Raw genomic sequence first — 22438 nt, 5'->3', positions numbered from 1 at the left:
TTGGGTTTGCCCTCTGGCGGGAGGATTTGCACGGTGGTCGGTTCCATGAGCGAAGAGACGTCACCAGACATTAGCCACGACCAACATGCCGTCCGCCGGCAAAAGCTTGCCGAGCTGCGCGCGGCCGGCAGCGATCCGTTTCGGGCTGAGGTCAAACCGACGCATTTCTCGGCCGAGGCGATCGCCGCCCACGTCGAGGGTGAGGACAACGCCATCACGGTCACGGTGGCCGGCCGCATCGTCACCCGGCGGGACATGGGCAAGAGCCAGTTCGTCAAGATCCTCGATCAGCAGGGGATCATCCAGCTCTACGTGAAAAAGGACGTCATCGGCGAAGCGGTTTACCCGGTGTTCAAAAAGCTCGATCTGGGCGACTTCATTGGCGTGACCGGCACGCTCTTCAAGACTCGCACGGGTGAAATCACGGTGCGCGCTCACAGCTACGTGCTCGTGGCCAAGGCGCTGCGGCCATTGCCCGAAAAATTTCACGGTCTGGCTGACGCCGAGCAGGTCTATCGCCAGCGTTACCTCGACCTCGTGGTTAACGCCGAGTCGCGCGAGCGCCTCATTACGCGTTCCAAGATCGTCTCGCAGATCCGCCGTTTCCTGGAGGATCGCAACTTCCTCGAGGTCGAAACGCCGGTGCTGCAAAACGTGGCTGGCGGCGCGGCGGCGCGTCCATTTGAGACGCACCACAACGCGTTGTCCGTCGATTTCGTGTTACGCATTTCGCTCGAGCTTTACCTGAAGCGTTTGCTGGTCGGCGGTATCGATCGCGTGTTTGAAATCGGGCGCAATTTCCGCAACGAGGGCATCTCCCGTCGCCACAATCCCGAGTTCACCATGCTCGAGGTTTACCAAGCTTACAGCGATTACCGCGGCATGATGACGCTGGTGAAGGATTTGATACAGTGCATCTGTTACGACGTCCTTCATCAACGTTCCGTCACCCATCAAGCCACGGGCGAGGAGATCCACTTTTTTGGCGAATGGCGCGAAGTGACTTACAAGCAGCTCCTGATCGACGCGACCGGCGAGGCCGGTTGGTTCGAGCTGCCCCGCCACGCCAAAATCGCCAAGGCCGAGTCGTTGGGCTGCAAGATCAATCCGGCGTGGGAGGACTTCGAAATCACCAACGAGATTTTTGGCAAGAAGATCGAACCGACGCTGATTCAGCCGACTTTTGTGACGCATTTGCCCAAGGAGCTCTGTCCCTTGGCCAAGCTCAATCAAGTGGACCCGAGCGTGCTCGACGTGTTCGAGCTCACCATCGGCGGCATGGAAATCGCCCCCGCCTACAGCGAGCAAAACGACCCCGACGTGCAGCGCGCCATGTTCGAGGCCCAGGCCGGTGAGGAGCAGCAGAACATCGACCACGACTTCCTGCTCGCGCTCGAGCACGGCATGCCGCCGGCGGGTGGCATGGGCATCGGCATCGACCGACTGTGCATCCTGCTCACGGGGGCCGAAAGCATTCGCGACGTGATTCTGTTCCCGCAATTGCGGCCGGGCGGCAGCGGAGCCTGAGCACCCGGTCGCCGGCGATCAGACGGAACCTCCGGCGTTTGAAGCTGACACCGGCGGACGGATCGCTGACTGCTTACTCGTCACATGCCCTGGTCTCTCTACCTCGCCCTCAAGCAGCTCTTCCCGTCGGGGAAGCGGTTTCCGTTTTTCACGGTGATCTCGATGCTGGGGGTGACGCTGGGCGTATGGTGTTTGATCGTGTCGATCGGCGTGATGGGCGGGTTTCATCGCGAGATTCGTCGCATGATCGTGGATACGCAGGGCGATGTGCAGATCCGCGCCGGAGCCTATCTCGACAATGTCGACGAAGTGATCTCGGTGCTGGAAGCGCAGCCCGACGTGGTGGGGGTGACGCCATTCGCGGAAGGCGTGGTGATGATGGAGCACGAATTCAAACCGGCGTTTCCGGCGTTGCAGGGCATTGATATCGATCGGGTCAACTCGGTCGTGCCGCTCGATTCCTACGTGCGTTCGGGGTCGCTGGAAGATCTGGATGATGATTCCGTTATTCTGAGTTCCAAACTCGCCTACGGCATCGGCGCCCGGATCGGCAGCGTCGTCGAAGTCTATTCGCCGCTCTTGTTGGAGAAAATGAAGGACGGCGAAATGATGCTGCCGCGCGAGTTGGAAGTCGTGGGGATTTTTGAGATCGGTCACCAGTCACTCGACAGCAGCGTGGTGCTCGTGACGTTGCGCCGCATGCAGGAGCTCTACGGGCTCGAGGAAGGCGTGCACGGTTTCAATGTGAAACTGGCGCCCGACACGGATCCCGACATCGCGGCGCGGGGTATGAATGTCGCGCTGGCCGACATCGCGCCGGGTGCGTTCGCCCGGTCCTGGATGGATTCGAATCAGGACTTTCTCTTCGTGGTGCAACTGGAGAAGAACATGATCTTTTTCCTATTGTTGTTCATCATCGTGGTGGCGGCGTTTTCGGTCACGAGCTCGCTGCTTATTTCGGTGGTGCGCAAGACGCGCGAAATCGGTCTCCTGAGTGCGATGGGCGGGCGGGCACGCGATGTCGCGCTGTGCTTCTGTTGGCAGGCGTTGATCATCGGCACGTCGGGCACTCTCGTCGGGGTCGGGCTCGGTTTCACGGTGCTGCACTACCGCAATGATATCATTGGCCTGTTCACGCGGCTGACCGGCAGCGAAGAGGCGCTGTTACGGTTTTATGAGTTCGCGAATCTGCCGGCGTATCTGTCGCCGCAGGACCTGACGCTCATCATCTCGTTGGCGATCACCATCTCAACCCTGGCCGGCCTGTTGCCCGCGTGGCGCGCGGCGCGACTGCAACCGGTGGAAGCCCTGCGTTCCGAATGAAAGCAGTCCCAATCACGAGGCTATACTTCACAGGAGGAAACCGAGCTAGCAGAGCCCTGCAGGCTGCAATCAGCGTTGCGATGGAAATCATGTCGGGCGTAAAGCCCGACCCACAAGACCACGCCCTACCACGATGTGGGTCGGGCTTTATGCCCGACATTCCGGCGTTGATAAACCTGCCTTTCTTCTCCGGCTCGACGCATGACTGACCCGACCAGCATTCCCGTTTTGGCGGCCGAGGGATTGGCGAAGTCCTACCTCAGCGGTGATCGCACGTTGTGCGTATTGGAAGGTATTTCGATGGTGGTGGCCGCCGGAGAGAGCGTCAGTATCCGGGGGGAATCGGGTTCGGGAAAGTCGACGCTGCTGCACCTGTTGGCGGGACTGGATAAACCCGATGCGGGCGAGCTGACCTGGGCGGGGTCGCCGGATACGGGTGCGAGCCGCCGCGGGCATTTTCTCGGCATGGTGTTTCAGTCGTTTTATTTGATTCCCGAACTCACGGCGCTGGACAACGTGCTGATGGCGGCGCGGATGCTGGGCAAGGTGGGGCCGGTGGAGCGGGCGCGAGCTAGGGCGCTGCTCGAGCGAGTGGGCCTGGCCGAGCGGGCGAGTCATGTGCCGGCGAAACTCTCGGGCGGCGAACGTCAGCGCGTGGCCGTGGCGCGAGCGTTGATGAACCGTCCGCAACTGTTGTTGGCGGATGAGCCGACCGGCAACCTCGACGAGCGCACGAGCGACGCCGTAATCGAGTTGTTGCTCAGTCTCAGCCGCGAGACCAATACGACTCTGGTGCTTGTAACTCACAACCTTGCGCATGCCGCCAAAACGGACCGGCAGCTGACTCTGCAAGGCGGCCGGTTGGGATCCGTTTAGCGCCCGGTTATGACGTGGTTGCTCCTCCTCGCGACGTTGCTGATGGCGTTATCGTTTTACGGCTGGGGCGTCGCGGCCCGTCGAGTTTTGGGCGTTTCGTTGGGTGACGGTGCTTTGATCGCCTTGGGGATGGGCGTGTTGTTGCCGCTGGGCGGCGTGCTCACGGTGTTTTCGGCGGTGAGTGATTTATCCATCGGGCTGATCATGTGGAGTGGGGTCGTGATGGGCGGACTACGACTCGGAGGCTTCTTAAGTCGCACGCGTGCCGAAGGGGACCGCCGATCAGTGAAGGAACTTCTAGCTCACTATGCGGGCGTGCTGCTGATTTTCCCGGTGCTGTTTTGGCTGCATCACCGACCCACGGCTTTCAATATTCACGACGATTTTGAGAAATACTTGAAGTATCCGGTGCGGTTGCTCTCCACCGGGAATTTGAAGACGGGGTTCTTCGATGGCATGGGGTCGGAGATGCTCGGTGGCATGAGTTTCCTGCAGTGTTTTCCGCTGAGTCTGGGGCCGCTGGCCTTTGTCAACGCGATCGATTCCATCATCAGCGTAGTCGCATGTATGATGCTGGTGGTGACGGTCACGCGGCGGCTGGGGGGCAAATGGTGGGTGAGCGTGGCCGCGAGTTCGCTGCTGTGGATCATTGATCCGTTGCACGTGAATGTTTCGGCCAACTACACGGGGGCGGCGGCGTTATTGTTAATTTATGCCCTCGTCTTGCAGACGGAATCCGTGAGCCGGCTGTTCGATTGGCGCAACGCCTTCGCCCTGGGTTTGGCGTGTGCGGCGATGGTGTGTTTGAAAACGACGTTGGCATTGATGTTGCCGGTGGTGTTCGGACTCCTGGTGTTGGCACTGAGTTTCGCGGTGCAGGATCGTTGGCGTTGGGTGGGGCGGAGTCTGCGGGTGCCGACGCTGAGCCTGTTGTTGGTCCTGCCGTGGTTGGGCGTTAACGCCGACAAGTATCTGGCGCTGAAGGACGTTTCCGCACCGGCCGAGGCGGAATTGCAAACTGCGGCGACGGCCTGGACCCCGTTTTCCACGGTGCCGATGAACTTTGGCTTCGAGGTTCGTCAGCTCCACTACACGCTGCTCGTGCTGGTGGTTGGGTTGATGGCGGCGAGTCTCACATGGAATCCGGATCTCGATAAAAAGATGCGGGGGGTGGCGGCGGCAATTGGCTTGGCGGTCGGGTTCAACTATGTGTTTTGGGTCGGCGGCGCGGCGCACTACTTCGTCGGTTTTCAAAGCGGCATCAGATACCAGATACCCATGTTGCTGGCCGGTGTATTGTTGTGGGGAATCTCGCCGGGCCGGAACCGCGTAAGGACGTCGTTCGAGGAGGGCAAGGCGAGGATGGCGCTGCGATGTTGGGCCGGTCCGGTGTTGTGGTTGAGCGTGGGCCTCTTGTTCGTCCCGTCGCTCATCGCCCGGGGTAAACAGGCGGTAACGTTGGGACACCTGCTCGGACTGCGGTGGGTCGCGAATGAATCCTACGCCAGATACACTCATCAAATCGTGGAGGCATCCGGCGGGCGTTGGATGCGAGAGGCGCAGTTGGCGGTTCCGCCGGGAGCATCCATTCTCGTGTGGTCGTCGTTCGGCGCGTTCCATCTCGATTACAATCGCAACCAAATCTGGGATGCGGATACCTCCGGATTTTCGGCCCCATGGCTGGGGTTTCCCTTTTCCGCCAGTCGGGCGGAACAACATCGCGCGGTGAGTGATTTTGGCATCGATTACGTGCTCTGGCAATACGCCGGGGCGGGCGTGCGCGAGGAGGCATTTTTTAGGTCGGACGAGGTTAAGAGCTTCCGCCGTCGTCGCATCATGTATGGACGCACCAATGACATGGCACACTTTCTGGCCGAGCTCAGCCATGATCCGTCCCGGGCTCAGATCGTGGTGGATACCGGGACGATACGTCTGCTCAAAATCCTTCCGCCCGGTGGTGCCGCCCCCTGACGGGTGTCGGCTACAACAGCTGCAGAATCTCGTCGTTGGCCGAGCGCAGGCGCAGCGCAAGCGTGTTGATCACGTAGCGATGCAGGCGATCTGAGAAGCCCGGATGGGCCGCTTCCAATGCCGTGAGTCGACGTTGCGTGATCGCATACACGGCCGTGGGTTCGACGCTCACGATGTCGGCACTGCGCGGGGCGCCGGAGTAAAACCCCATTTCGCCGACGAGGGTGCCCGGACCGTAGGTGCGCAGACGCTTGATGATATCCTGGCCGCCGATCCGGGACGAGATTTGCACCTGCAAACGTCCGTGTTTGATGATGAACATTTCGTCGCCGGGATCGCCGCGCTTCATCAGGACTTCGCCGACGGCGACTTCGCGACTCTCGAACTCCCGCAGCAAGTCGGCGTCGATGGTTTCGATGATGTTGTGTGCGATGGGGAGGGGCGCGGTCGATTCGTTGGTGCGGGCGATGATGCGTTCTTCGCACCATTCGAGCCCGAGGTCGACGTCGTCGAAGCAGCGCACATTGCGGTCGGAAAAATCGAGACCGCTGCCCGCCAACGCCGCTTGCATCTCGGCGTTGAGACCCGTGAAAACCAGACGCGTGCCGGCGTCGCGACACAAGGATTGCACGCGCTGCAGCACGACGGCGGCGGAGCCATCCATGCCGTGCACGAGGCGGAAATCGAGCAGAAGCAGGCGGACTCGTTCCAGGTGTTCGCGCATGTCGGTCAACACGTTGTTAACTGTGCCGAAGAAGAGAATGCCCTGCAGGGAGAATCCTTGGAGTTCTTCACCGTGTTGTTGCAGCAACGCCTGCTCGTGAGGAGGTCGTTCGACGTTGGCGTGGCGACTGCGCGCCGTGAATCGATAGCGAATCGACGGGTTGCGACTCAGGGTGAACGCGAGACTCACGCAGGCGATGATGACGCCGCAGGCCACGCCCGCCACAGCGCCGAACGCGGCGATGATGGCCACGATCGCCATCACGATGAGGTGATCGGACGGCAACATCCGGGACCGCGCTTCGACCAGCCACGTATAGAGCAGATTAATTCCCAGATATAGGATCAACCCTGTCAGCACCGGCCGGGGCAGCAGTCCCACCAACTGCGGGGCAAAGAGCACGATGGCGGCAACCATCAACGCGCACAGTCGTGCCGCCCAACCGGTGGTTGCGCCGGCTTTTCGGTTCAACCAACTGCGATTGAACGAAATCATGCCGACGAATCCTCCCATGATACTGGCGACGATATTGCCCCAACCGATCGCCTCCAGCTCCCGCGTGGTCTTGGCGTCGGTGGCGGTGGCGTGCTCGAGACTCGTGGTGTTCAGCAATGTTGCGACGATGACGAGCATCGTCATGGCCCCGACATCGTCGAGGTGAGATACGAGGACCGTCCAATCGACGGCGGCATAGTCCAGGGAGATCCAGGTCGACCATTCACCCAGCGTGAGTGGAGCCAGGAGCAGTCCCTCGGCCCGAGCGGAGGCGAAATCCCAGCCGAGCCCGAAGAGCATGAGATGAAACGCAGCGATGGTTGCCACGATGATGCTCGGCACCACGAGGTAGTGGGTGAATTTACGCGACAAGATCATCAACCCCGCGGCCACTACCACGGTTGTGCCCCACGCGATGACAGGCACCTCGCTCCAGCCTTGCCAGAATTCCCAATTGAGTCGCCGACCGGTCGTCATTTTGAACGCGCCCGCGAGCAGTAGATAACCGGTGCCCGACAGGAAACCGCCGACGACTGGATACGGGATGTAGCGCACGTAGCGTCCCCAGCCGCGCGCGCCGACAAATGCGACGCACAAGCCGCACAAGGCGGCCGAACCAAAAAGATAAACCGTCACGGTAGGCAACATCGTGGCGGTCTCGCCGGTGCCAGACGTTGCACCCGCGCCGAGGGTGGCGGCGATGCTCGCCACCGATGCCGCCAAAATCGCCGACGGATTCGAATCGGCGCCGCCGAGGGAGAACTTGAACGAGCTCCGCCACGACAACACGAGGTTCATGCAGATACCGGTGATCAAGGCCGCCAAGACCGCGCGACCGGCGAAGGGCGCCAATTCGCCGCCAAAGACCAATTGGCCGAAACTACCGGCGTAGGCGAGGGTGACGACCGCGCACAACGCCGCCGCCGTCAAATCGGGCAGCCAATGCGAAGGAGCTGGGGTAGCCCCGGAATCGGTCGATTCAGGGGAGGTCATGGGCAATAACGGACATGACGCAGGTCATCCGGCAGCTCAAGCAAAGCCCGCGCCAGTCGGGGCTTAGCTGGAGATCACGACCGTCCCGAACGTCGTGGGGCGGAGACCGACTTGATCACGATGACGACTTCTGCGCCTGGTTTGCGCGGGGCCAGCATTTTTCCATGAGGCGGTGACGGACGCGATACATGAACGGTCCTTTGCCGATATCGGCGTAACCCATCTTCTCGTAGAACCCCACGGCCGACTCGCGGGCATTGAGTTGGATGCGGGTCACTCCCCGATTGTGCGCCTCTGCTTCGAGTGCCAGCAGAATTGCACGCGCGATCCCGCGGCGCTCGAACTCAGGGTGCACCGCCATGCAACGCACCTGTGCGTTTGCGGCGTCGACACCGTGCAACCGTCCGGTGCCCACGATTGATTTGCCCACGACCGCCACGAGATGAAACGCGACGTCCTCCAGCTCGTCGCGCTCCGACCCGGGCGGCAGATCCCACAACCGCCGCAAGCGTTCCCAGCGCAAATGGTAGTAGGCGGCCAACTCGGCGGGGTTGGCGGGAGGACGAATGACTACCGGTTCCACGGTGGGTTGGCGGCGAGGGTTTGCGCGTGAACGGGGCAGGTCGGTCGGTGCGCTCCGGGCAGGTAACCCGTGCTCATCAAAAATTCGCCCACAATCTCGCCGCCGGTGAACTTGAACGTGTTTTTGAACAGCTTCACCCAGTCGGCTTTGGGCCGGGGATGGTGATGGTCCAGCCACGCCTTGAACGAACCAAATTCCGTCTGCAGTTTTAGAATACACTGCGCGTTGTGGATGGCCGCGTTGACCTTGAGCCGATTGCGAATGATGCCGGCATCCCCCAGCAACCGCGCGCGATCGGCTTCGCCGTAGGCCGCGACTTTTTTGATGGAGAATTGCGAGTAAGCGCGGGTGAAATGGGGGCGTTTGCGCAGGATGGTTTCCCAGGAAAGCCCGGCTTGGTTGATTTCGAGAATTAACCGTTCGAACAACCCGTCGTCATCGAGAATAGGAAAGCCGTATTCTGTATCGTGATACGTCGCGTGCACGGGGTGGTCAGGGGCGTAGTCACAGTAGGAACTCATGTCGTGGCTGCAGGGGGATCAGGTTTTATTTTAAAGCAACTCTGGGCTATTGATCTTACCGTGTGTGCGTGAACAGGCATCGCTTTGAATTTCGATTTGTTGCAAGGCGAAGATGGCGACGCGCATCGGATGGACTTCTTCAAAAGGGCGATCTCATCCAATCAAGCCGGTCTGTTTTGCAGATAGTTCAAGATAAAGACATAGAGCCCAATCGCCGAACCGAGAGGAATCAAGAATCCGCCGAAAGCCATCGTGGTCTGCTCCGATCCCAGTCCGACGATGATCGATGCAGCGGAATAGATGCTGGAAAATGCCAAGGGAATTAGGACCAGATATTTTGAAAGGGCTGTCACCTTCAACGTGTTTAAAATTAACAAAAACAGAGCGGATACCCCGACGAGCACAATTACCCACGTCGCCACCTTCAAACCCAAGGTGATGGATCCATTCAGTCCAGTGATATGAAGGGTTTGCTGGTTAAAAACCGTATTCAACCCGGTGACCGTTGCATTGTGGATGGTCATCCAACGTGCAGGAAGAGCTGCCAGCATAAGAACAATTCCGATTCCGAGCAGGACGACGTGATTGTTTCGATTGGTGTTCATAGTATGGGAGCATGCGGGGAAACGCGTGGAACTAAATGGGATGGTTGTTTTGCCATGGTGATATGGGCCTCGTAGGGATGATGATATCGCGGTCTGATTTCTTTTTACTCCGCTGTTGGGAGTTTTCGAACGAGTGAATAAAGAAATGGTCCGTTAGGGTGGGAACGGTTGCGCGAATCAAAATCTTTCAATTCTTGCGAAGAAAGTTGCAGCTTGGCGGGTGAGAGTCAGCCGAAGGCGCGGGAAGGGAGTTCGGTTGAATGTCCTTGAGCTGGACGCCACTGATGGCGAGGCGGCAGGACTCCGCGAGTAGGAGGTCGAGTTTGGTCGCCGCAGCTTCGGGAGGAAGTCCGGCGGGGCGGATATTGGAGACGCAGTTGCGATCGGCGTCGGTGCAAGCTGCTCGGGGGTGATATGTAAAGTAGGCCCCGAGACTGTCGGGGGAGCCGAGGCCGGGGCGCTCGCCGAGGAGCATGACGGTGTGGCGCACGCCGAGGATTTCACCGATTTCGTCCTGCAATTTTACGCGGGCAAAGGGCACGAGCAGCAAAGGGTGCAGCGTCCATTCACGCCGGGTGAGGTGCCGGTGCAACGCGATGGCGGTGGCCGCAGCCTGGCGTTGTGCCGCGAGTGCGGAGAGTCCGTCCGAGATGATCAGAGCCACGTCGGCCGGTGTTTCGCGGAGTGGCTGTAGGGCGGCTATCGCGGCAGCGTCCAAGCGGCGCCCCAGATCGGGCCGTCGCAAGTAGGTGGCGCGGTCGCGGGCCTGAGTGGTGAGTTCCAATGTTGCGATTCCGGCATCGGCGAAAGTGGCGGCGAGAGCGGCGGGATTGAACGGTGCTTGCACGGCATCGCGCGCCCGGGCGTGAGCCAGGCGGAAATCAAGCAACGTCTCACTGCGCACGCTGCCTCCGGCGCGTCCGAGCGCGATACGAGCGTCGGTGAAGCGACGAAGATTCAACCACGGGGCGGGAACGGTTGCGGTGGTCACAATTTTGAAATGGCTAAACCCTTATGTTTCTGCGCCAAAGCGACGATACTCAGGGTTTGAGTAAGGGGTGGTTGGGGGTGACGGATTGAAGTTTTCCCGTAGGGGTGGTGATCGACATTTTGTCCAGCCAAGCGGCGAATTCGGGCGCGGGTTTTAAATCGAGCACTTGGCGGAGATAGTGGCTGTCGTGAAACGCGGTGCTTTGGTAGCCGAGCATAATGTCGTCGGCTCCGGGCACGCCCATGATGTAGTTGCAACCCGCGACGCCGAGCATGGTGAGGAGGGTGTCCATATCGTCCTGGTCGGCAGCGGCGTGGTTGGTGTAGCAGACATCGACGCCCATGGGCAGGCCGAGGAGCTTGCCGCCGCAGTGGTCCTCCAGCCCGGCGCGAATGATCTGCTTGCCGTCGTAAAGATACTCGGGGCCGATGAAACCGACGACGGTGTTGACCAGTAAAGGATCGAAGGCTCGGGCGACCGCGTAGGCGCGTGTCTCGCAGGTGTGTTGATCGATGCCATGGTGGGCTTCGGCGGAGAGGGCGGAGCCTTGGCCGGTTTCGAAATACATGACGTTGCGACCGACGGTGCCGCGTTGGAGTGATCGGGCCGCGTCGTGCGCCTCGGCGAGCAAGGCGAGGTCGATGCCGAAGCTGCGATTGGCTGCCTCGGTCCCGGCGATGGACTGAAACACGAGGTCGACGGGGGCGCCGCGTTGAATCGCTTCGATGGTCGTGGTGACGTGGGACAGCACGCACGATTGAGTGGGGATGGTGTAGCGGGTGATGAGTTCGTCGAGGAGACGGAGCAGCGTCACGGTGGAGTCGACGTTGTCGGTGGCGGGGTTGATGCCGATGCAGGCGTCGCCGCAACCGTGGAGAAGTCCGTCGATGATCGAAGCGGCGATGCCTCGCGGGTCGTCGGTGGGGTGATTGGGTTGGAGACGAACCGCGAGCGTGCCGCGGGCGCCGAGGGTGTTGCGAAAGGCGGTGCGCACATTGCACTTTTTCGCGACCAGCACGAGGTCCTGGTTGGCCATCAACTTGGTGACGGCTGCGACCATCTCCGGAGTGAGTCCGGGGGCGAGAGCGGTGAGGACGCTCGCATCGGTTTCGTAGCGCAGCAGCCAGTCGCGAAACGCGCCGACGGTGAGATTGGCGACAGGCGCGAAGGCCGCGGCGTCGTGCGTATCGATGATCAGACGCGTGACTTCATCGGTGTCGTAGGGGACGAGCAAATCGGTGAGAAAACGCGTCAGCGGCACGTCGGCGAGGCAATGTTGCGCGGCGACGCGTGCTTCGGCGGATGCGGCTGCCACGCCGGCCAACTCGTCGCCCGAACGCAATGGCGTGGCCATGGCCATGAGCTCACGCAATGAGGCAAAGGAATGGTGACGACCGCCAACGTTGCAGGTCCAACCCGACATGGGAGCGAGGTTGAACGAATGATGCGGATAGCGCGATGTCGGAGCGTGTGACATGCAGGTGACGACACCTGAGCGAAGCACGGGAGACAGAAATAATGTGGGTCAACTCGTTGTCCTGTGGCCGCTTTGGCTTCGGTTTAGATCGAGTAAATCGATTTGTATCGTGTTAACCGAAAGGAATTAATAAAATCCACTCGTTCGCCATGATCATGGAAACTCGTTTCATCGATCAAGCGCACCGTCCCGGCACGACTGCCGGTATCCACATCCCATGCGCAACGACTATCTGCAGAGTGCCTTTAAGGTCATTGATGATCCCAATATCCTCGTGAACGTGGTTTCACGTCGCGTGAAACAACTTCGTCGCGGGGCGCGCCCCATGATTGAATCCTTGGAAAAGCTGGCGTTGGAAGATCTGGCGCTGCGCGAAATCGCCGAGGGCAAGATCAGCTACACCCTGGGGGAATCCGAATCGCAGACGCTGGCGGTGGAACCACGAGCGCGGACGTTGGCTTCTCTCTTGGGCAACGCCTAGTCGATCGCTTTTTTAACCACTCCAAACTCAGTCCAAAGCAAACCCATGGGCGACAGATCACCTAAATCGAATCAGAAAAAGGCGGCGCAGAAGCAGGCCAAAACGGATGGCGTCAACGCACAGAAGCAGCGCCAGATTACCGCGCAGCAAGCGACCAAACTGAACGCCGGTAAGAAGAAGTAAGCCGTTTCCGCTCGGTCCGAACGAAACAAAGGCAAAGGCCGCTCTACCGTTCCGGCACGAAGTAGGGCGCTTCGGTGACGATGGTCGTCTGGTTGTCGAGCCGTTGGGTGAAGTCGAGCGGGTCGCCGACGCCGACAGTGCCATGCTTCACTTGGTAGGCCCAAACCTGAAAGTAGGACAAGTTCGCGCCGCCGAAAATCGTGGAGAACGCGCCGTCCACGGCATCCAATCCGCAGGAAACCTTGATGCGGCCGATGCGGGGGACGTGGAAGCGCGCATCGGTGGTATACCAACGGTCTCCGAGATAGACTTCGGCGTAGGCATGGAAATCCATGTGGTTTTCGGGATCGGGAAAACCAATGTCAGGCATGTGCCCGGTGACGTAACGCGCGGGCACGTTGAACGTGCGGTTGAGCGCGATTGCGAGATGCGCGAAATCCCGGCAAACGCCATGGCCGCGTCGCAACACATCCCAGGCACTCATCTCCGTGACCCCGGAGCCGTAGCGGTATTCGATGTTCTCGTGAATCCACTGGCTGATCGCGCGCACGCGGGGATAACCGTCGGCGATGTGGCCGAAGTGTTGCCAGGCAAAGTTCACCAATTTGTCAGAATCGGCGTAACGACTGGGAAAGGCGTAGCGCAGCACCTCCGGGGGCAAATGGGCCGCCGGAGAAGAGGACGAGGCGTGGGCCCCCTGATCGTCTGGCTGCGAGGTCACGGCCACGATGGCGTCGTAGCGCAGAAAATGTTCTCCGGGGCTGAGTCGGCCCCGCAACATGTGGTTGCCGTGACTGTCACCAAACGACTCGGTGGGGAGTTCGTCCCCAATCGTCAGCGCTTCAAATATGACCGCGTGCGCTGCATGCGTTTGCGGACGCAGATTGAGCAACAAGGTCGCGTCGCCGGTGGCGCGATAGCCGAGGCTGCACCCGACTCGCACGGTCATGTCGAAAGGTCCAGCCGGTGGTTCCATTCCACGTTCATTTCAAAGAACATCCCCATGAGCGATAGATCTCTGGGGGAGTATTTAAGAAATAAGAGCAGCGGGGATTGGGACGCCGCCGGTTGCGTCACCAAATATGCCTTTGGGCGAACGCGCGGCCGGAGCCTGATTTGAGGTAGGCTTCGAATGCCCGGGCTTTCTCTGGGGACTCAAATGCTTGGTAGCTCACCAATTTCCATGGGCGGTATTTGGCCGTGTGGGGCGAGCCGCCTTCGTTGTGTTTGATGAGGCGAGCTTTGAGGTCGGCGGTGGAGCCGATGTAACGTTCTCCCGCATGCGAAATGGATTCGATTTGGTAGACGTAGTGCATGGAGACCGGTGAGGTGCTAAATGGGGTGTCGTGGGGGCAGGACTGTCAGGCCCTCCGTCGCCCGTTGGGCTATGGCGGGCAGCCTTCGCCGTCTTCAGCTGGCCTGCCAGCCGAAGTCCCGCAGGGCGGGACGAAGGCTGGTGGAGCTGAGGGGAATCAAACCCCTGACCTCTTCATTGCGAACGAAGCGCTCTATCAACTGAGCTACAGCCCCTTTTAGCCAAAGGAGGAGTGTTCTGGGAAGTTCACCCGTCCGAGTAAACACCTTTTTCGGGGAACCACGTTTGTTCATCAGCGTAACGAACATGAAAATTCAGTCGCTGATCGTTGTTGGTCCTCAATTTGCTATTGCAGCCCGTGGCCCGGTGGGAGCAAGGCTCTTGACCGAGTCAAAAACAACTCACGCAAACCATCATGAAAAAGAGCACCAAGTCCGCCAAGACGCCTGCCACCCCACAGGCCAAGAAAACCGTCTCGAAAAAGACTGTGGGAACCAAGAAGGCCGTCGCCAAGAAGGCTCCTGCTCCCGCCGCCAAAGTCGTCCCTGCGCCCGTCAAAAAGGCTCCGGTGAAAAAAGCCGCTGCGCCCAAAAAAGCCGCGACGGTGAAGAAAGTCGCCGTTAAAAAGGCTGTCGTCAAAAAGACGGTCGCCCCCAAGCAGGCCACCGTTTCCGCCACGGTTATTTCGGCCCGGATCGACATCGGTTTCGGCCATGCCCTGTTCATCCGCGGTGAAGGTCCCGGGTTGTCCTGGGATGCCGGCACCCCGCTCAACTGCGTGGCCGATGATCAGTGGACGATTGCCCTCACGGGCGCGACCAGCCCGGTCGTTTTCAAGTTCCTCGTGGACGATCTCAGCTGGAGCGCCGGCGAGGACTATGTGGTCGAGCCCGGCAGCGAAGTCTCGCTCGTGCCGTCGTTCTAAACGGATCCCACGGGGGGGCGGCAGGTTGGCCCCGTCTATTGGACAAGCGCCTCCCCAGGGGGCGCTTTTTTATGCCCGGGCGGGATCGGTGGCTGCGGTGGTCGTGCCGTTCAACTCGTGCATCAACCGGGTCAGATCGGCAATGGCTTGCGTGCGGTCGCGGGGCAGCTCGGTGGGGCGCACGATGCGGCAATGCAAATGCACCTTCGTGAACGGCCACGGCACGATGAACCGGTCCCAACTGCGCAGCACTTTGATCCGGCCTTTAAACTGCATGCCCACCAGGAGCAGAGGGACGTTGGCCCGGCGGGAAATGATCAGACCGCCCGGCTTGAATTCATAACAGGGACCGCGCGGGCCGTCGGGCGTGATCGCGATGTCGCCGCCGGAGCGGGCCACCGCGATCATGGCGGACGCGGCCTCGCGCGCGCCCCAACTCGACGAACCGCGTATGGCTTTGATGCCGATCATTTCGAAAAACCCCACCAGCCACGCGCCGTCTTTGCTCGCGCTGATCAAGCCGTGAAACGGCTGGTTGTTCCGATACCGGCGGGTGCATTCGCCCGCGAGAAACAGGCGGTTGTGCCAGGTGGCCAGCGCGATGGGTTCGTCAATCGTGCCAAGCGCGGTGCGCGAAACGGGATCGATGGTCATGCGGATCGTGCGCGACCACACGCGCAGCACGAAGCCCATCACCCACAATACGATCCGGTTAAATCCGGTGATCGTGGTGGCACGCGAAGACTCGTCGGCGGAGGGAGGCACGGCGCGGAGAATGGAAAGCGAATTCTGAAGAGAGAAGTGCGAAATGGTTGGGCCGCACGCCGAGAGTTGACGCTGCGCGCTGAGGCCGTCAGCGAAGGGCCCCATGTCACTCCCGGTTTGCCCGCATCTTCCCACGCCGCGTCCGCACATGGATTGGCGGGTGTATGAGCCGCACGGGGAAACGCGCGGGGCGGGGTTTTATGGCACGGCCCTGGAGTATGGTCATTTTCTGTGGCAACGCCGTCTCCCGGCCCGGGCGATTCTGTGTCTGGACCGTGCCATGGGAGCGGATCTGGCGGGGAACGAACCAGTGGTGCATTCGTGGCCGATGCCGTATGCGGCGATGGCGTGGTTGCTCACCGAGGTGCCGCGCGATTTGTTCTGCGGGAATCCCCGAGTGCATTTCCAACACTATGCCGACCGCATGAACGAACCGCGCAAAGCGATGCGCGAATGGCGAGCGTGGGCCTGCTGGGCAATCACGCGACGGGTGCGTCCGGATCTTCCGGCCGATCCTCGGCACGACGTGCGGGAACCGACGGAAGCTGAGATCGGGGCTGGTCTGGATGCGGTGGGCTTAACGGGAGAGCGCGCCGGTTGGCAGGCGGTGCTCGACGGACGGTTTTGACCTTGTTTCGATGGTGGCTCGGACCGTTCATGGCTCGGTCGTTAGCAACCCCCAAAACCGTTTGTATGTTTAGTTCCAGACTGCCCCGCGCCGTTGTTCGCTCTCTCGGACTCATCGGCTTGAGTTTAATGGTCAGTGCCGCCGCGTGGGCCGATCGCATGGTGGTGCGACCCGATCGCGAGACGGGAGTATATTGGGCCGGTGAAACCGTGCCGTGGACGGTGACGTGGGATAGTGACACGGATCAACCGGCCCCGGCCGCGACCTACCTCTTCAAGCTGGGGGGCATGACCGAGGCGGGCTCGGGGAATGTCGAGTTTGTCGACAACGTTGCGCACTTGGAGGCTCCGATCGAGGAGCCCAACGCGTTGTTGTTGGAGGTGACGTGGACGGAGGGCGAGGAAACGAAAACGGCCCGTGGGGGCGCCGTGGCTTCGCCCGAGCGCATCAAGCCGGCGGCGGAAGCACCGGCGGACTTTGACGCGTTTTGGCAGGCGAAAGTAGCTGAGCTGGCGAGCGTCCCGAGCCGTCCGCGCCTCGCGGCGGAAGATGGCGGTCGCGCAGGCGTCGACTACTGGCAGATCACGATGGACAACATTCGGGGCACCGAAATCCACGGGCAGCTCGCCAGACCGACCGCGGGTGAGAAGTTGCCGGCGTTGCTCATCGTGCAATGGGCGGGAGTCTACGGATTGGAGAAAAGCTGGGCGGTGGATCGTGCCGCGGAAGGGTGGCTCACGCTCAACATCCTGCCGCACGACTTGCCAATCGATCAGCCCCAGGAATTTTACGAGGACCAGAAGGCGGGTCCCCTCAAGAACTACTGGGAGATCGGTAACGACGATCGGGAGCAGAGCTACTTCCTGCGCATGTATCTCTCCTGTTACCGGGCGGTCGAGTATTTGAAAAGCCGGTCGGATTGGGATGGCCGCACACTGGTCGTCATGGGCACGAGTCAGGGCGGACAGCAGACGCTGGTGACCGCGGGGCTGCATCCGGATATCACGGCGGCGATGGCGCTGGTGCCCTCGGGCGCCGACATGCTGGCGCCGTCGGTCGGCCGGGAACCGGCCTTCCCGCGCTGGTATGAAAAAACGGCCGGCCGCGACGCTGCGGCTGTGCGTGAAACCAGCCGCTATTTCGACGCCGCCAACTTCGCCGCGCGGATCAAGGCCCCCACGCTCATTGGTATCGGATTGAAGGATACCACCTGTCCGCCTGCGACGGTATGGGCCGCGACCAACCAGATCAAAGCGTATACGGAAATCGTGCCGCTGCCGGTATCGGGGCACCAGGATTTCGAGGGCTCGCAGCAACCCTACGTGGACCGCGTTTACCAAGGCTGGCTGCCGGCGCTCAAGATGGGCGAGCCCGCGCCGGTCGCGCTGACGGGACCGCAGGCGCATCGGGCCCTGCTCGATCAACTCGGCATCGATAAATTGCGGCCGGGAGCCGATCCCCGGGATCCCGCCGCCCCCAACGCGCCCAATTACGACGAAGCCAAAGCCAATGTGTATCCGGATCTTCCCGACGCGCTGAAGTCGGACGACGGGACGCCGGTGCGGACGGCGGCGGAGTGGACCGCGCAACGTCGGGCCGAGATTGCGGAGCATTTTGAACGCGAGTTCTACGGTCGGATTCCGGACGACGTGCCGGCCGTGACCTGGGAGGTGCTCGATACGATCGCCGAGACCAAAGGCGACATGGCCGTTACCACCAAGCACCTCGCGGGGCGGGTCGACCACCGCGAGTATCCGTTTCTCGAAGTCACCATCGAACTTTCCGTCACGGTGCCCGCGAACGCCGAGGGCCCCGTGCCGACCGTGCTGCATTTTGGCTGGCCCGCCCGCATTCTGGCACTGTTCCCGCAGCCAGAGGGACCGACGTGGGAGGAGCAGGTCCTCGCACATGGCTGGGGGGTGGCGACGATCGTGCCGACGAGTTTTCAGGCGGATAATGCGGAAGGATTGACGCAAGGCATCATCGGTTTGACCAGCCACGGCAAACCGCGCGGTTTGGCAGACTGGGGCGCACTGCGCGCCTGGGCGTGGGGCGCCAGCCGGGCGATGGATTATTTCGAGGCCGATCCGGCCGTTGATTCCGATCAAGTGACCATCGAAGGGCTGTCGCGCTACGGTAAAGCGGTGCTGGTTGCGATGGCGTTTGATGAGCGTTTTGCGGTCGGCTTCGTCGGCTCGTCGGGAGCGGGCGGCGCGAAGCTTTACCGCCGTGATTTTGGCGAGCGGGTGGAGAATCTTGCCGGCGGCGGCGCCTACCACTGGATGGCGGGCAATTTTCTCAAATATGCCGGACCGCTCACTGCGGCGGACATGCCCGTGGACGCGCACGAACTCATTGCGATGTGCGCGCCGCGGCCGGTGTTTGTGAGTGCGGGTTCACCCAACGTGGAAGGTCAATGGATCGACCAACGTGGCATGTTCATGGCCACGGCCGCCGCGAGCCCGGTCTATGAGTTGCTGGGGCTTCGCGGTCTGGGCACCGACGTTTACCCGGCGGAGGAAGAGACGGTGGCCTCCGGGGATCTGGCCTGGCGCCAACATGCGGGCGGACACACCACGCTGCCCAACTGGCCGGCGTTCTTAGACTGGGCCGATCGCTACATCACCACTCCGTCGGCGGTGACGCCCTAGCCGTCACAGGGAATAGACGCGTTCGGCGTTGCGGTAGAAAACGGCGTCCTGCTGGTCGGCGGACAAATCGCTGAGCAGCTCGCGCGCGGTGGCGAGCCACTGGGCATGCGTGCTGGCGAGTTTGACCACGGGCCAGTCGCTGCCGAACACCACGCGCTCTGGTCCAAACACTTCCAGGTAGTGCTGCACGTAGGGTCGCAGGTCGTCGATCGTCCAGCGGTCGAAATCGGCCTCGGTCACGATGCCCGAGAGTTTGGCGGTGACGTTGGGTTCGGCCGCCAATTCGCTGATGTCTTTCCGCCACTGCTCGATCAAGCGGTCGCGGATGCCGGGTTTGCCGAGGTGGTCGAGCACGAAGGGGGTGGTCGGGCATTGCCGGACGAGCGCGGTGAGATCGGACAACTGTGGGTGGTAGCAACACAGGTCGACGACCAAGCCGCGTTCGCCGCAGGCTTGCGCTCCGGCGACGTAGCGCGAGTTGCGGGCAAAGCCCAAAGATTCGTCCTGGGTATTGTGGCGGACCCCTTTGACCAAGGGACGCGCCGCCAAGTCGTCCAATATACGCAAGGTGTCCTCGTCTTGATCCAAGGGGGCGGTGGCGACGATACCGGCGATGGGGGGGAAGTCCCGGGCCAGCGATTCAATCCACTCGACCTCGGCGCGCCAGCTGGAGATCTCCCCGACGCATTGGAGAAAAACGAGTTTTTCGGGCGGCGTGATGCCGGTCTCGGCTTGATATGTGGCGGGCCCGTGCGGTGCCGAAATCCGGGTGAGCGGCTCAAGCCACGGGTAAGGCAACTGGGCGCGATCCCAAAAGTGCACGTGGGTGTCGATGTAGCGAAATGACATGGGTAAAAGTAGGGAAGGGGCGAAACTACGGGGTTCCCGCGAAAAGGAAAGTCGGCGGCCATTGGCAGTTAAACGATGGGCGGGCTTTCTTTCCGTCTGATCAGGATTAGGTTGCGGCATGTCCCAGCCTTCTTCCTCCCGTCTTCCTCATGTCGTGGTGCTCGGCGCCGGTTTCGGCGGATTGCGTTTTGCCCAGGATTTTGATTCGCGGCGGGCCCGGGTCACGGTGGTCGACCGGCAGAACCATCATCTTTTTCAGCCTTTGCTGTATCAAGTGGCCACGGCGGGGCTGGCGGCGCCCGACATCGCGCAGCCGATTCGTTCGCTGTTAAAGCACAAACCGAATCTCGAAGTGCGATTGGCGGAAGTCACCGGCATCGATCTCGCGCAAAGACGGGTGCACCTCGACCGGGGTGAGCTGAGCTACGATTATCTGGTGATCGCGCTTGGCGGACGCACCACCTACTTCGGGCGGCCCGAGTGGGAACAACACGCGCCCGGCATCAAATCGCTCGACGATGCGATGCGGGTGCGGCGCGAAGTGCTGCTCGCCTACGAACGCGCCGAGCGCGAGGACGATCCGGTGCGGCGACGCGACCTCATGACCACCGTGGTGGTGGGAGGCGGGCCCACCGGCGTGGAATTGGCGGGTTCGTTGGCTGAGCTCGCGCGCAAAGTCATGCGGCGCGACTTCGATCGTATCGATCCGCGGGAAGCACGCATCATCCTCGTGGAGGGGAGTGATGCCGTGCTGGGGGCGTTTCCCCCCGATCTGGCCGCCAGTGCCCGCCGCCAACTGGAGAAAATGGGCGTCGAAGTGCGCACGGGCGTGCGCGTCACCGATCTGCGGCGAGGTGAGGTGCACATCGGTGACGAAGTCTTGCGGGCGGGCACCGTTTTGTGGGGCGCCGGGGTCGGTGCGGCGGCCGTCACGCAATCGCTCGGCATCGCGTTGGACCGGGCGGGACGGATTCCGGTGAACCCGGATTTGAGCGTGCCCGGCCACTCCGACGTGTTTGCGGTCGGCGACCTCACCACGCTGAAGGACGCCAACGGCCAAATCGTGCCGGGGGTGGCGCAAGGTGCGATTCAGGGCGCCGCGTTCGTGGCCGACGTGCTGAATCGCTCATTGCAGTCGGGCGTGCCGAGCGATCCGGCGCGACGCCCGGCGTTTGCCTACCGGGACAAAGGCAACATGGCGACGATCGGCCGGAGGGCGGCGATCGCGCAAATCGGTCGCATTCATCTGCAGGGATTGCCCGCCTGGCTGGCGTGGCTGGCGCTGCACCTTTTCTTTTTGGTCGGCTTCCGCAACCGGCTCTCCGTGCTGCTGCAATGGACCTATTCGTATTTTTCCTACAAGCGGGGCGCCCGGATCATCATGGGCATGGACCAGCGGGGATCACCGGCGGAATCTTTGGTGGCGGCACAAAAAATCTCCGTTCAGGAGTGAACGGAGATTAAAAATGGCGGGATGGACGGGACTCGAACCCGCGGCCTTCTGCGTGACAGGCAGACGCTCTAACCAACTGAGCTACCACCCCGTGAGGGGCAAGGAGGCGAGACCGTAGAAGTCGCGCTTTTCAAGTCAAGCGCAGTTCTGGAAGTTTTTCGCTCTTGGTCGGAACGGGCTCGAAATGAGCCGGCGGTGCCGGGGTCAAACCACGGCGAGCATACCGCCGTCGATGGTGAGAATCTGGCCGTTGACGTAGTCGGAAGCGGGTGCGGCGAAAAATATGGCGGCCCCGGCGAGATCTTCGGGTTTGCCCCAACGTCGGGACGGCGTGCGCGATTTCACCCAGTCGCTGAATTTGGGATCATTGACCAACGGGGCGTTGAGCGGCGTGTCGAGGTAGCCGGGGGCGATGCCGTTGATCTGGATGTTGTGCTGCGCCCACTCGGCGGTCATCGCCTTGGTGAGCATGGCGAGTCCGCCCTTGGAGGCGGCGTAGTTGCCGGTGGTGGGGCGGGCGAGGTTGCTCATGATGGAGCAGATATTGATGATCTTGCCGGAGCCGCGTTCGATCATGCCGCTGACGAACGCGCGGGCGACGAGGAAAGGACCGGTGAGGTTGGAGTCGAGGACGGCCTGCCAGTCGGCGAGCGGCATGTCGGCCAAGGGGCCGCGCCGGTGGATGCCGGCGTTGTTGATCAAAATGTCGATGGCCCCGACCTCCTTGGCACCGGCGATCACAGCCGCCTCGTCGGCGACGTCAAAAGCGCAGGCGCGGACGGTCAGGTTCTCCGCAGCGAATTCATCGACCACGCGGGCGAGTTTCTCGGGGTTGCGACCATTGATGATCACCTCGGCACCGGCGGAGGCCAGGGTGTGAGCGAGATCGCGGCCGATTCCTTGGGAAGAGCCGGTGATGAGGGCACGTCGCCCAGTCAGGTTAAAAGAGGGAAGGGGCATGACAGGCACTTTAGGTGAAATCCGGCGAGCGTGGCAGATTTTTTTCCGCGGCATCGCCTGCCGTTCGAGCTTGGCAGGCGGATCGAAGCAGCGATGGCGGTGGTTTGGGGGATTGCCCTTGTCGTCAATCTCCGTGCTTCTT

21 protein-coding genes and 2 tRNA genes are annotated in these 22438 nt (G+C 61.5%); 10 read left to right on the top strand and 13 right to left on the bottom strand.

The annotated features are described in order from the left end of the window. Nucleotides 1-45 precede the first annotated feature (45 nt). The 4 genes from lysS to PXH66_RS12025 all read left to right on the top strand — a co-directional run bounded on the left by lysS (nucleotide 46) and on the right by PXH66_RS12025 (nucleotide 5697). Nucleotides 46-1527, top strand: coding sequence for a lysine--tRNA ligase (gene lysS, locus PXH66_RS12040; RefSeq protein ID WP_330931738.1), 1482 nt, complete (start codon nucleotides 46-48; stop codon nucleotides 1525-1527). 84 nt (nucleotides 1528-1611) lie between these two features. Then, nucleotides 1612-2850 (top strand): ABC transporter permease, encoded by a 1239-nt coding sequence (locus PXH66_RS12035; RefSeq protein WP_330931737.1) that lies wholly within the window; start codon nucleotides 1612-1614, stop codon nucleotides 2848-2850. 201 nt (nucleotides 2851-3051) lie between these two features. Further along, the gene (locus tag PXH66_RS12030; RefSeq protein WP_330931736.1) at nucleotides 3052-3726 is read left to right on the top strand and encodes an ABC transporter ATP-binding protein; all 675 of its coding nucleotides are present in this window, start codon (nucleotides 3052-3054) and stop codon (nucleotides 3724-3726) included. 9 nt (nucleotides 3727-3735) lie between these two features. Then, nucleotides 3736-5697 carry a hypothetical protein gene (locus tag PXH66_RS12025; protein ID WP_330931735.1) on the top strand — a complete coding sequence of 654 codons (1962 nt, stop codon included), beginning with the start codon at nucleotides 3736-3738 and terminating at the stop codon, nucleotides 5695-5697. Between the two features lie 10 nt (nucleotides 5698-5707). On the opposite strand, the gene PXH66_RS12020 is transcribed toward PXH66_RS12025, so the two are convergent. The 6 genes from PXH66_RS12020 to PXH66_RS11995 all read right to left on the bottom strand — a co-directional run bounded on the left by PXH66_RS12020 (nucleotide 5708) and on the right by PXH66_RS11995 (nucleotide 12032). After that, nucleotides 5708-7909, bottom strand: coding sequence for a SulP family inorganic anion transporter (locus tag PXH66_RS12020; protein WP_330931734.1), 2202 nt, complete (start codon nucleotides 7907-7909; stop codon nucleotides 5708-5710). A gap of 115 nt (nucleotides 7910-8024) precedes the next feature. Further along, nucleotides 8025-8492 carry a GNAT family N-acetyltransferase gene (locus PXH66_RS12015; RefSeq protein WP_330931733.1) on the bottom strand — a complete coding sequence of 156 codons (468 nt, stop codon included), beginning with the start codon at nucleotides 8490-8492 and terminating at the stop codon, nucleotides 8025-8027. Next, nucleotides 8480-9013, bottom strand: a complete 534-nt coding sequence (locus PXH66_RS12010; protein ID WP_330931732.1) for a DNA-3-methyladenine glycosylase I — start codon at nucleotides 9011-9013, stop codon at nucleotides 8480-8482. Before PXH66_RS12010 ends, PXH66_RS12015 begins: the two co-directional genes overlap by 13 nt. Nucleotides 9014-9174: 161 nt before the next feature. Then, the gene (locus PXH66_RS12005) at nucleotides 9175-9618 is read right to left on the bottom strand and encodes a hypothetical protein (protein WP_330931731.1); all 444 of its coding nucleotides are present in this window, start codon (nucleotides 9616-9618) and stop codon (nucleotides 9175-9177) included. A gap of 187 nt (nucleotides 9619-9805) precedes the next feature. Then, a complete protein-coding gene (gene eutC, locus PXH66_RS12000; protein WP_330931730.1) occupies nucleotides 9806-10609 on the bottom strand; it encodes an ethanolamine ammonia-lyase subunit EutC in 804 nt (267 codons plus the stop codon). Between the two features lie 49 nt (nucleotides 10610-10658). Next, complete coding sequence (locus PXH66_RS11995) at nucleotides 10659-12032, bottom strand: ethanolamine ammonia-lyase subunit EutB (RefSeq protein ID WP_345781757.1); 1374 nt, start codon at nucleotides 12030-12032, stop codon at nucleotides 10659-10661. Nucleotides 12033-12303: 271 nt separating this feature from the next. Between PXH66_RS11995 and PXH66_RS11990 the strand changes: the two genes are divergently transcribed. Further along, nucleotides 12304-12567 (top strand): DNA-directed RNA polymerase subunit omega, encoded by a 264-nt coding sequence (locus PXH66_RS11990; protein WP_330931728.1) that lies wholly within the window; start codon nucleotides 12304-12306, stop codon nucleotides 12565-12567. 45 nt (nucleotides 12568-12612) lie between these two features. Continuing rightward, nucleotides 12613-12750, top strand: a complete 138-nt coding sequence (locus tag PXH66_RS11985) for a hypothetical protein (protein WP_330931727.1) — start codon at nucleotides 12613-12615, stop codon at nucleotides 12748-12750. Nucleotides 12751-12793: 43 nt separating this feature from the next. Here the strand turns inward: PXH66_RS11985 and PXH66_RS11980 are convergent, their stop codons facing one another. The 3 genes from PXH66_RS11980 to PXH66_RS11970 all read right to left on the bottom strand — a co-directional run bounded on the left by PXH66_RS11980 (nucleotide 12794) and on the right by PXH66_RS11970 (nucleotide 14280). After that, on the bottom strand, nucleotides 12794-13699 hold the full coding sequence (locus PXH66_RS11980; protein ID WP_330931726.1) for a transglutaminase-like domain-containing protein: 906 nt from the start codon (nucleotides 13697-13699) through the stop codon (nucleotides 12794-12796). Nucleotides 13700-13823: 124 nt separating this feature from the next. Next, on the bottom strand, nucleotides 13824-14066 hold the full coding sequence (locus PXH66_RS11975) for a GIY-YIG nuclease family protein (RefSeq protein ID WP_330931725.1): 243 nt from the start codon (nucleotides 14064-14066) through the stop codon (nucleotides 13824-13826). A 138-nt stretch (nucleotides 14067-14204) separates the two neighbouring features. Beyond that, nucleotides 14205-14280: transfer RNA gene (locus PXH66_RS11970), tRNA-Ala, on the bottom strand. Between the two features lie 200 nt (nucleotides 14281-14480). Between PXH66_RS11970 and PXH66_RS11965 the strand changes: the two genes are divergently transcribed. Further along, nucleotides 14481-14990, top strand: coding sequence for a hypothetical protein (locus PXH66_RS11965; protein WP_330931724.1), 510 nt, complete (start codon nucleotides 14481-14483; stop codon nucleotides 14988-14990). A 69-nt stretch (nucleotides 14991-15059) separates the two neighbouring features. Here PXH66_RS11965 and PXH66_RS11960 read toward each other — a convergent pair whose 3' ends face one another. Further along, nucleotides 15060-15755 carry a DUF374 domain-containing protein gene (locus tag PXH66_RS11960; protein ID WP_330931723.1) on the bottom strand — a complete coding sequence of 232 codons (696 nt, stop codon included), beginning with the start codon at nucleotides 15753-15755 and terminating at the stop codon, nucleotides 15060-15062. Nucleotides 15756-15858: 103 nt separating this feature from the next. Between PXH66_RS11960 and PXH66_RS11955 the strand changes: the two genes are divergently transcribed. Continuing rightward, entirely contained in the window at nucleotides 15859-16383 is a 525-nt protein-coding gene (locus PXH66_RS11955; RefSeq protein WP_330931722.1) for a hypothetical protein, read from the top strand. Between the two features lie 65 nt (nucleotides 16384-16448). Further along, the gene (locus tag PXH66_RS11950) at nucleotides 16449-19034 is read left to right on the top strand and encodes an acetylxylan esterase (protein WP_330931721.1); all 2586 of its coding nucleotides are present in this window, start codon (nucleotides 16449-16451) and stop codon (nucleotides 19032-19034) included. A 3-nt stretch (nucleotides 19035-19037) separates the two neighbouring features. On the opposite strand, the gene PXH66_RS11945 is transcribed toward PXH66_RS11950, so the two are convergent. Next, nucleotides 19038-19883, bottom strand: coding sequence for an amidohydrolase family protein (locus tag PXH66_RS11945; protein WP_330931720.1), 846 nt, complete (start codon nucleotides 19881-19883; stop codon nucleotides 19038-19040). A 118-nt stretch (nucleotides 19884-20001) separates the two neighbouring features. On the opposite strand from PXH66_RS11945, the gene PXH66_RS11940 reads away from it, so the two are divergent. Then, nucleotides 20002-21336, top strand: coding sequence for an NAD(P)/FAD-dependent oxidoreductase (locus PXH66_RS11940; RefSeq protein WP_330931718.1), 1335 nt, complete (start codon nucleotides 20002-20004; stop codon nucleotides 21334-21336). Nucleotides 21337-21350: 14 nt separating this feature from the next. Here the strand turns inward: PXH66_RS11940 and PXH66_RS11935 are convergent. Both PXH66_RS11935 and PXH66_RS11930 read right to left on the bottom strand, forming a co-directional pair. Then, a tRNA-Asp gene (locus tag PXH66_RS11935) sits at nucleotides 21351-21427 on the bottom strand. A 113-nt stretch (nucleotides 21428-21540) separates the two neighbouring features. Then, nucleotides 21541-22296, bottom strand: a complete 756-nt coding sequence (locus tag PXH66_RS11930) for an SDR family NAD(P)-dependent oxidoreductase (protein ID WP_330931717.1) — start codon at nucleotides 22294-22296, stop codon at nucleotides 21541-21543. Between the last annotated feature and the right edge of the window lie 142 nt (nucleotides 22297-22438).

It is taken from the genome of Synoicihabitans lomoniglobus (assembly GCF_029023725.1).
GTDB classification, from domain to species: Bacteria; Verrucomicrobiota; Verrucomicrobiia; order Opitutales; family Opitutaceae; genus Actomonas; species Actomonas lomonigloba.
This window is presented reverse-complemented; position numbering and strand designations above follow the sequence as displayed.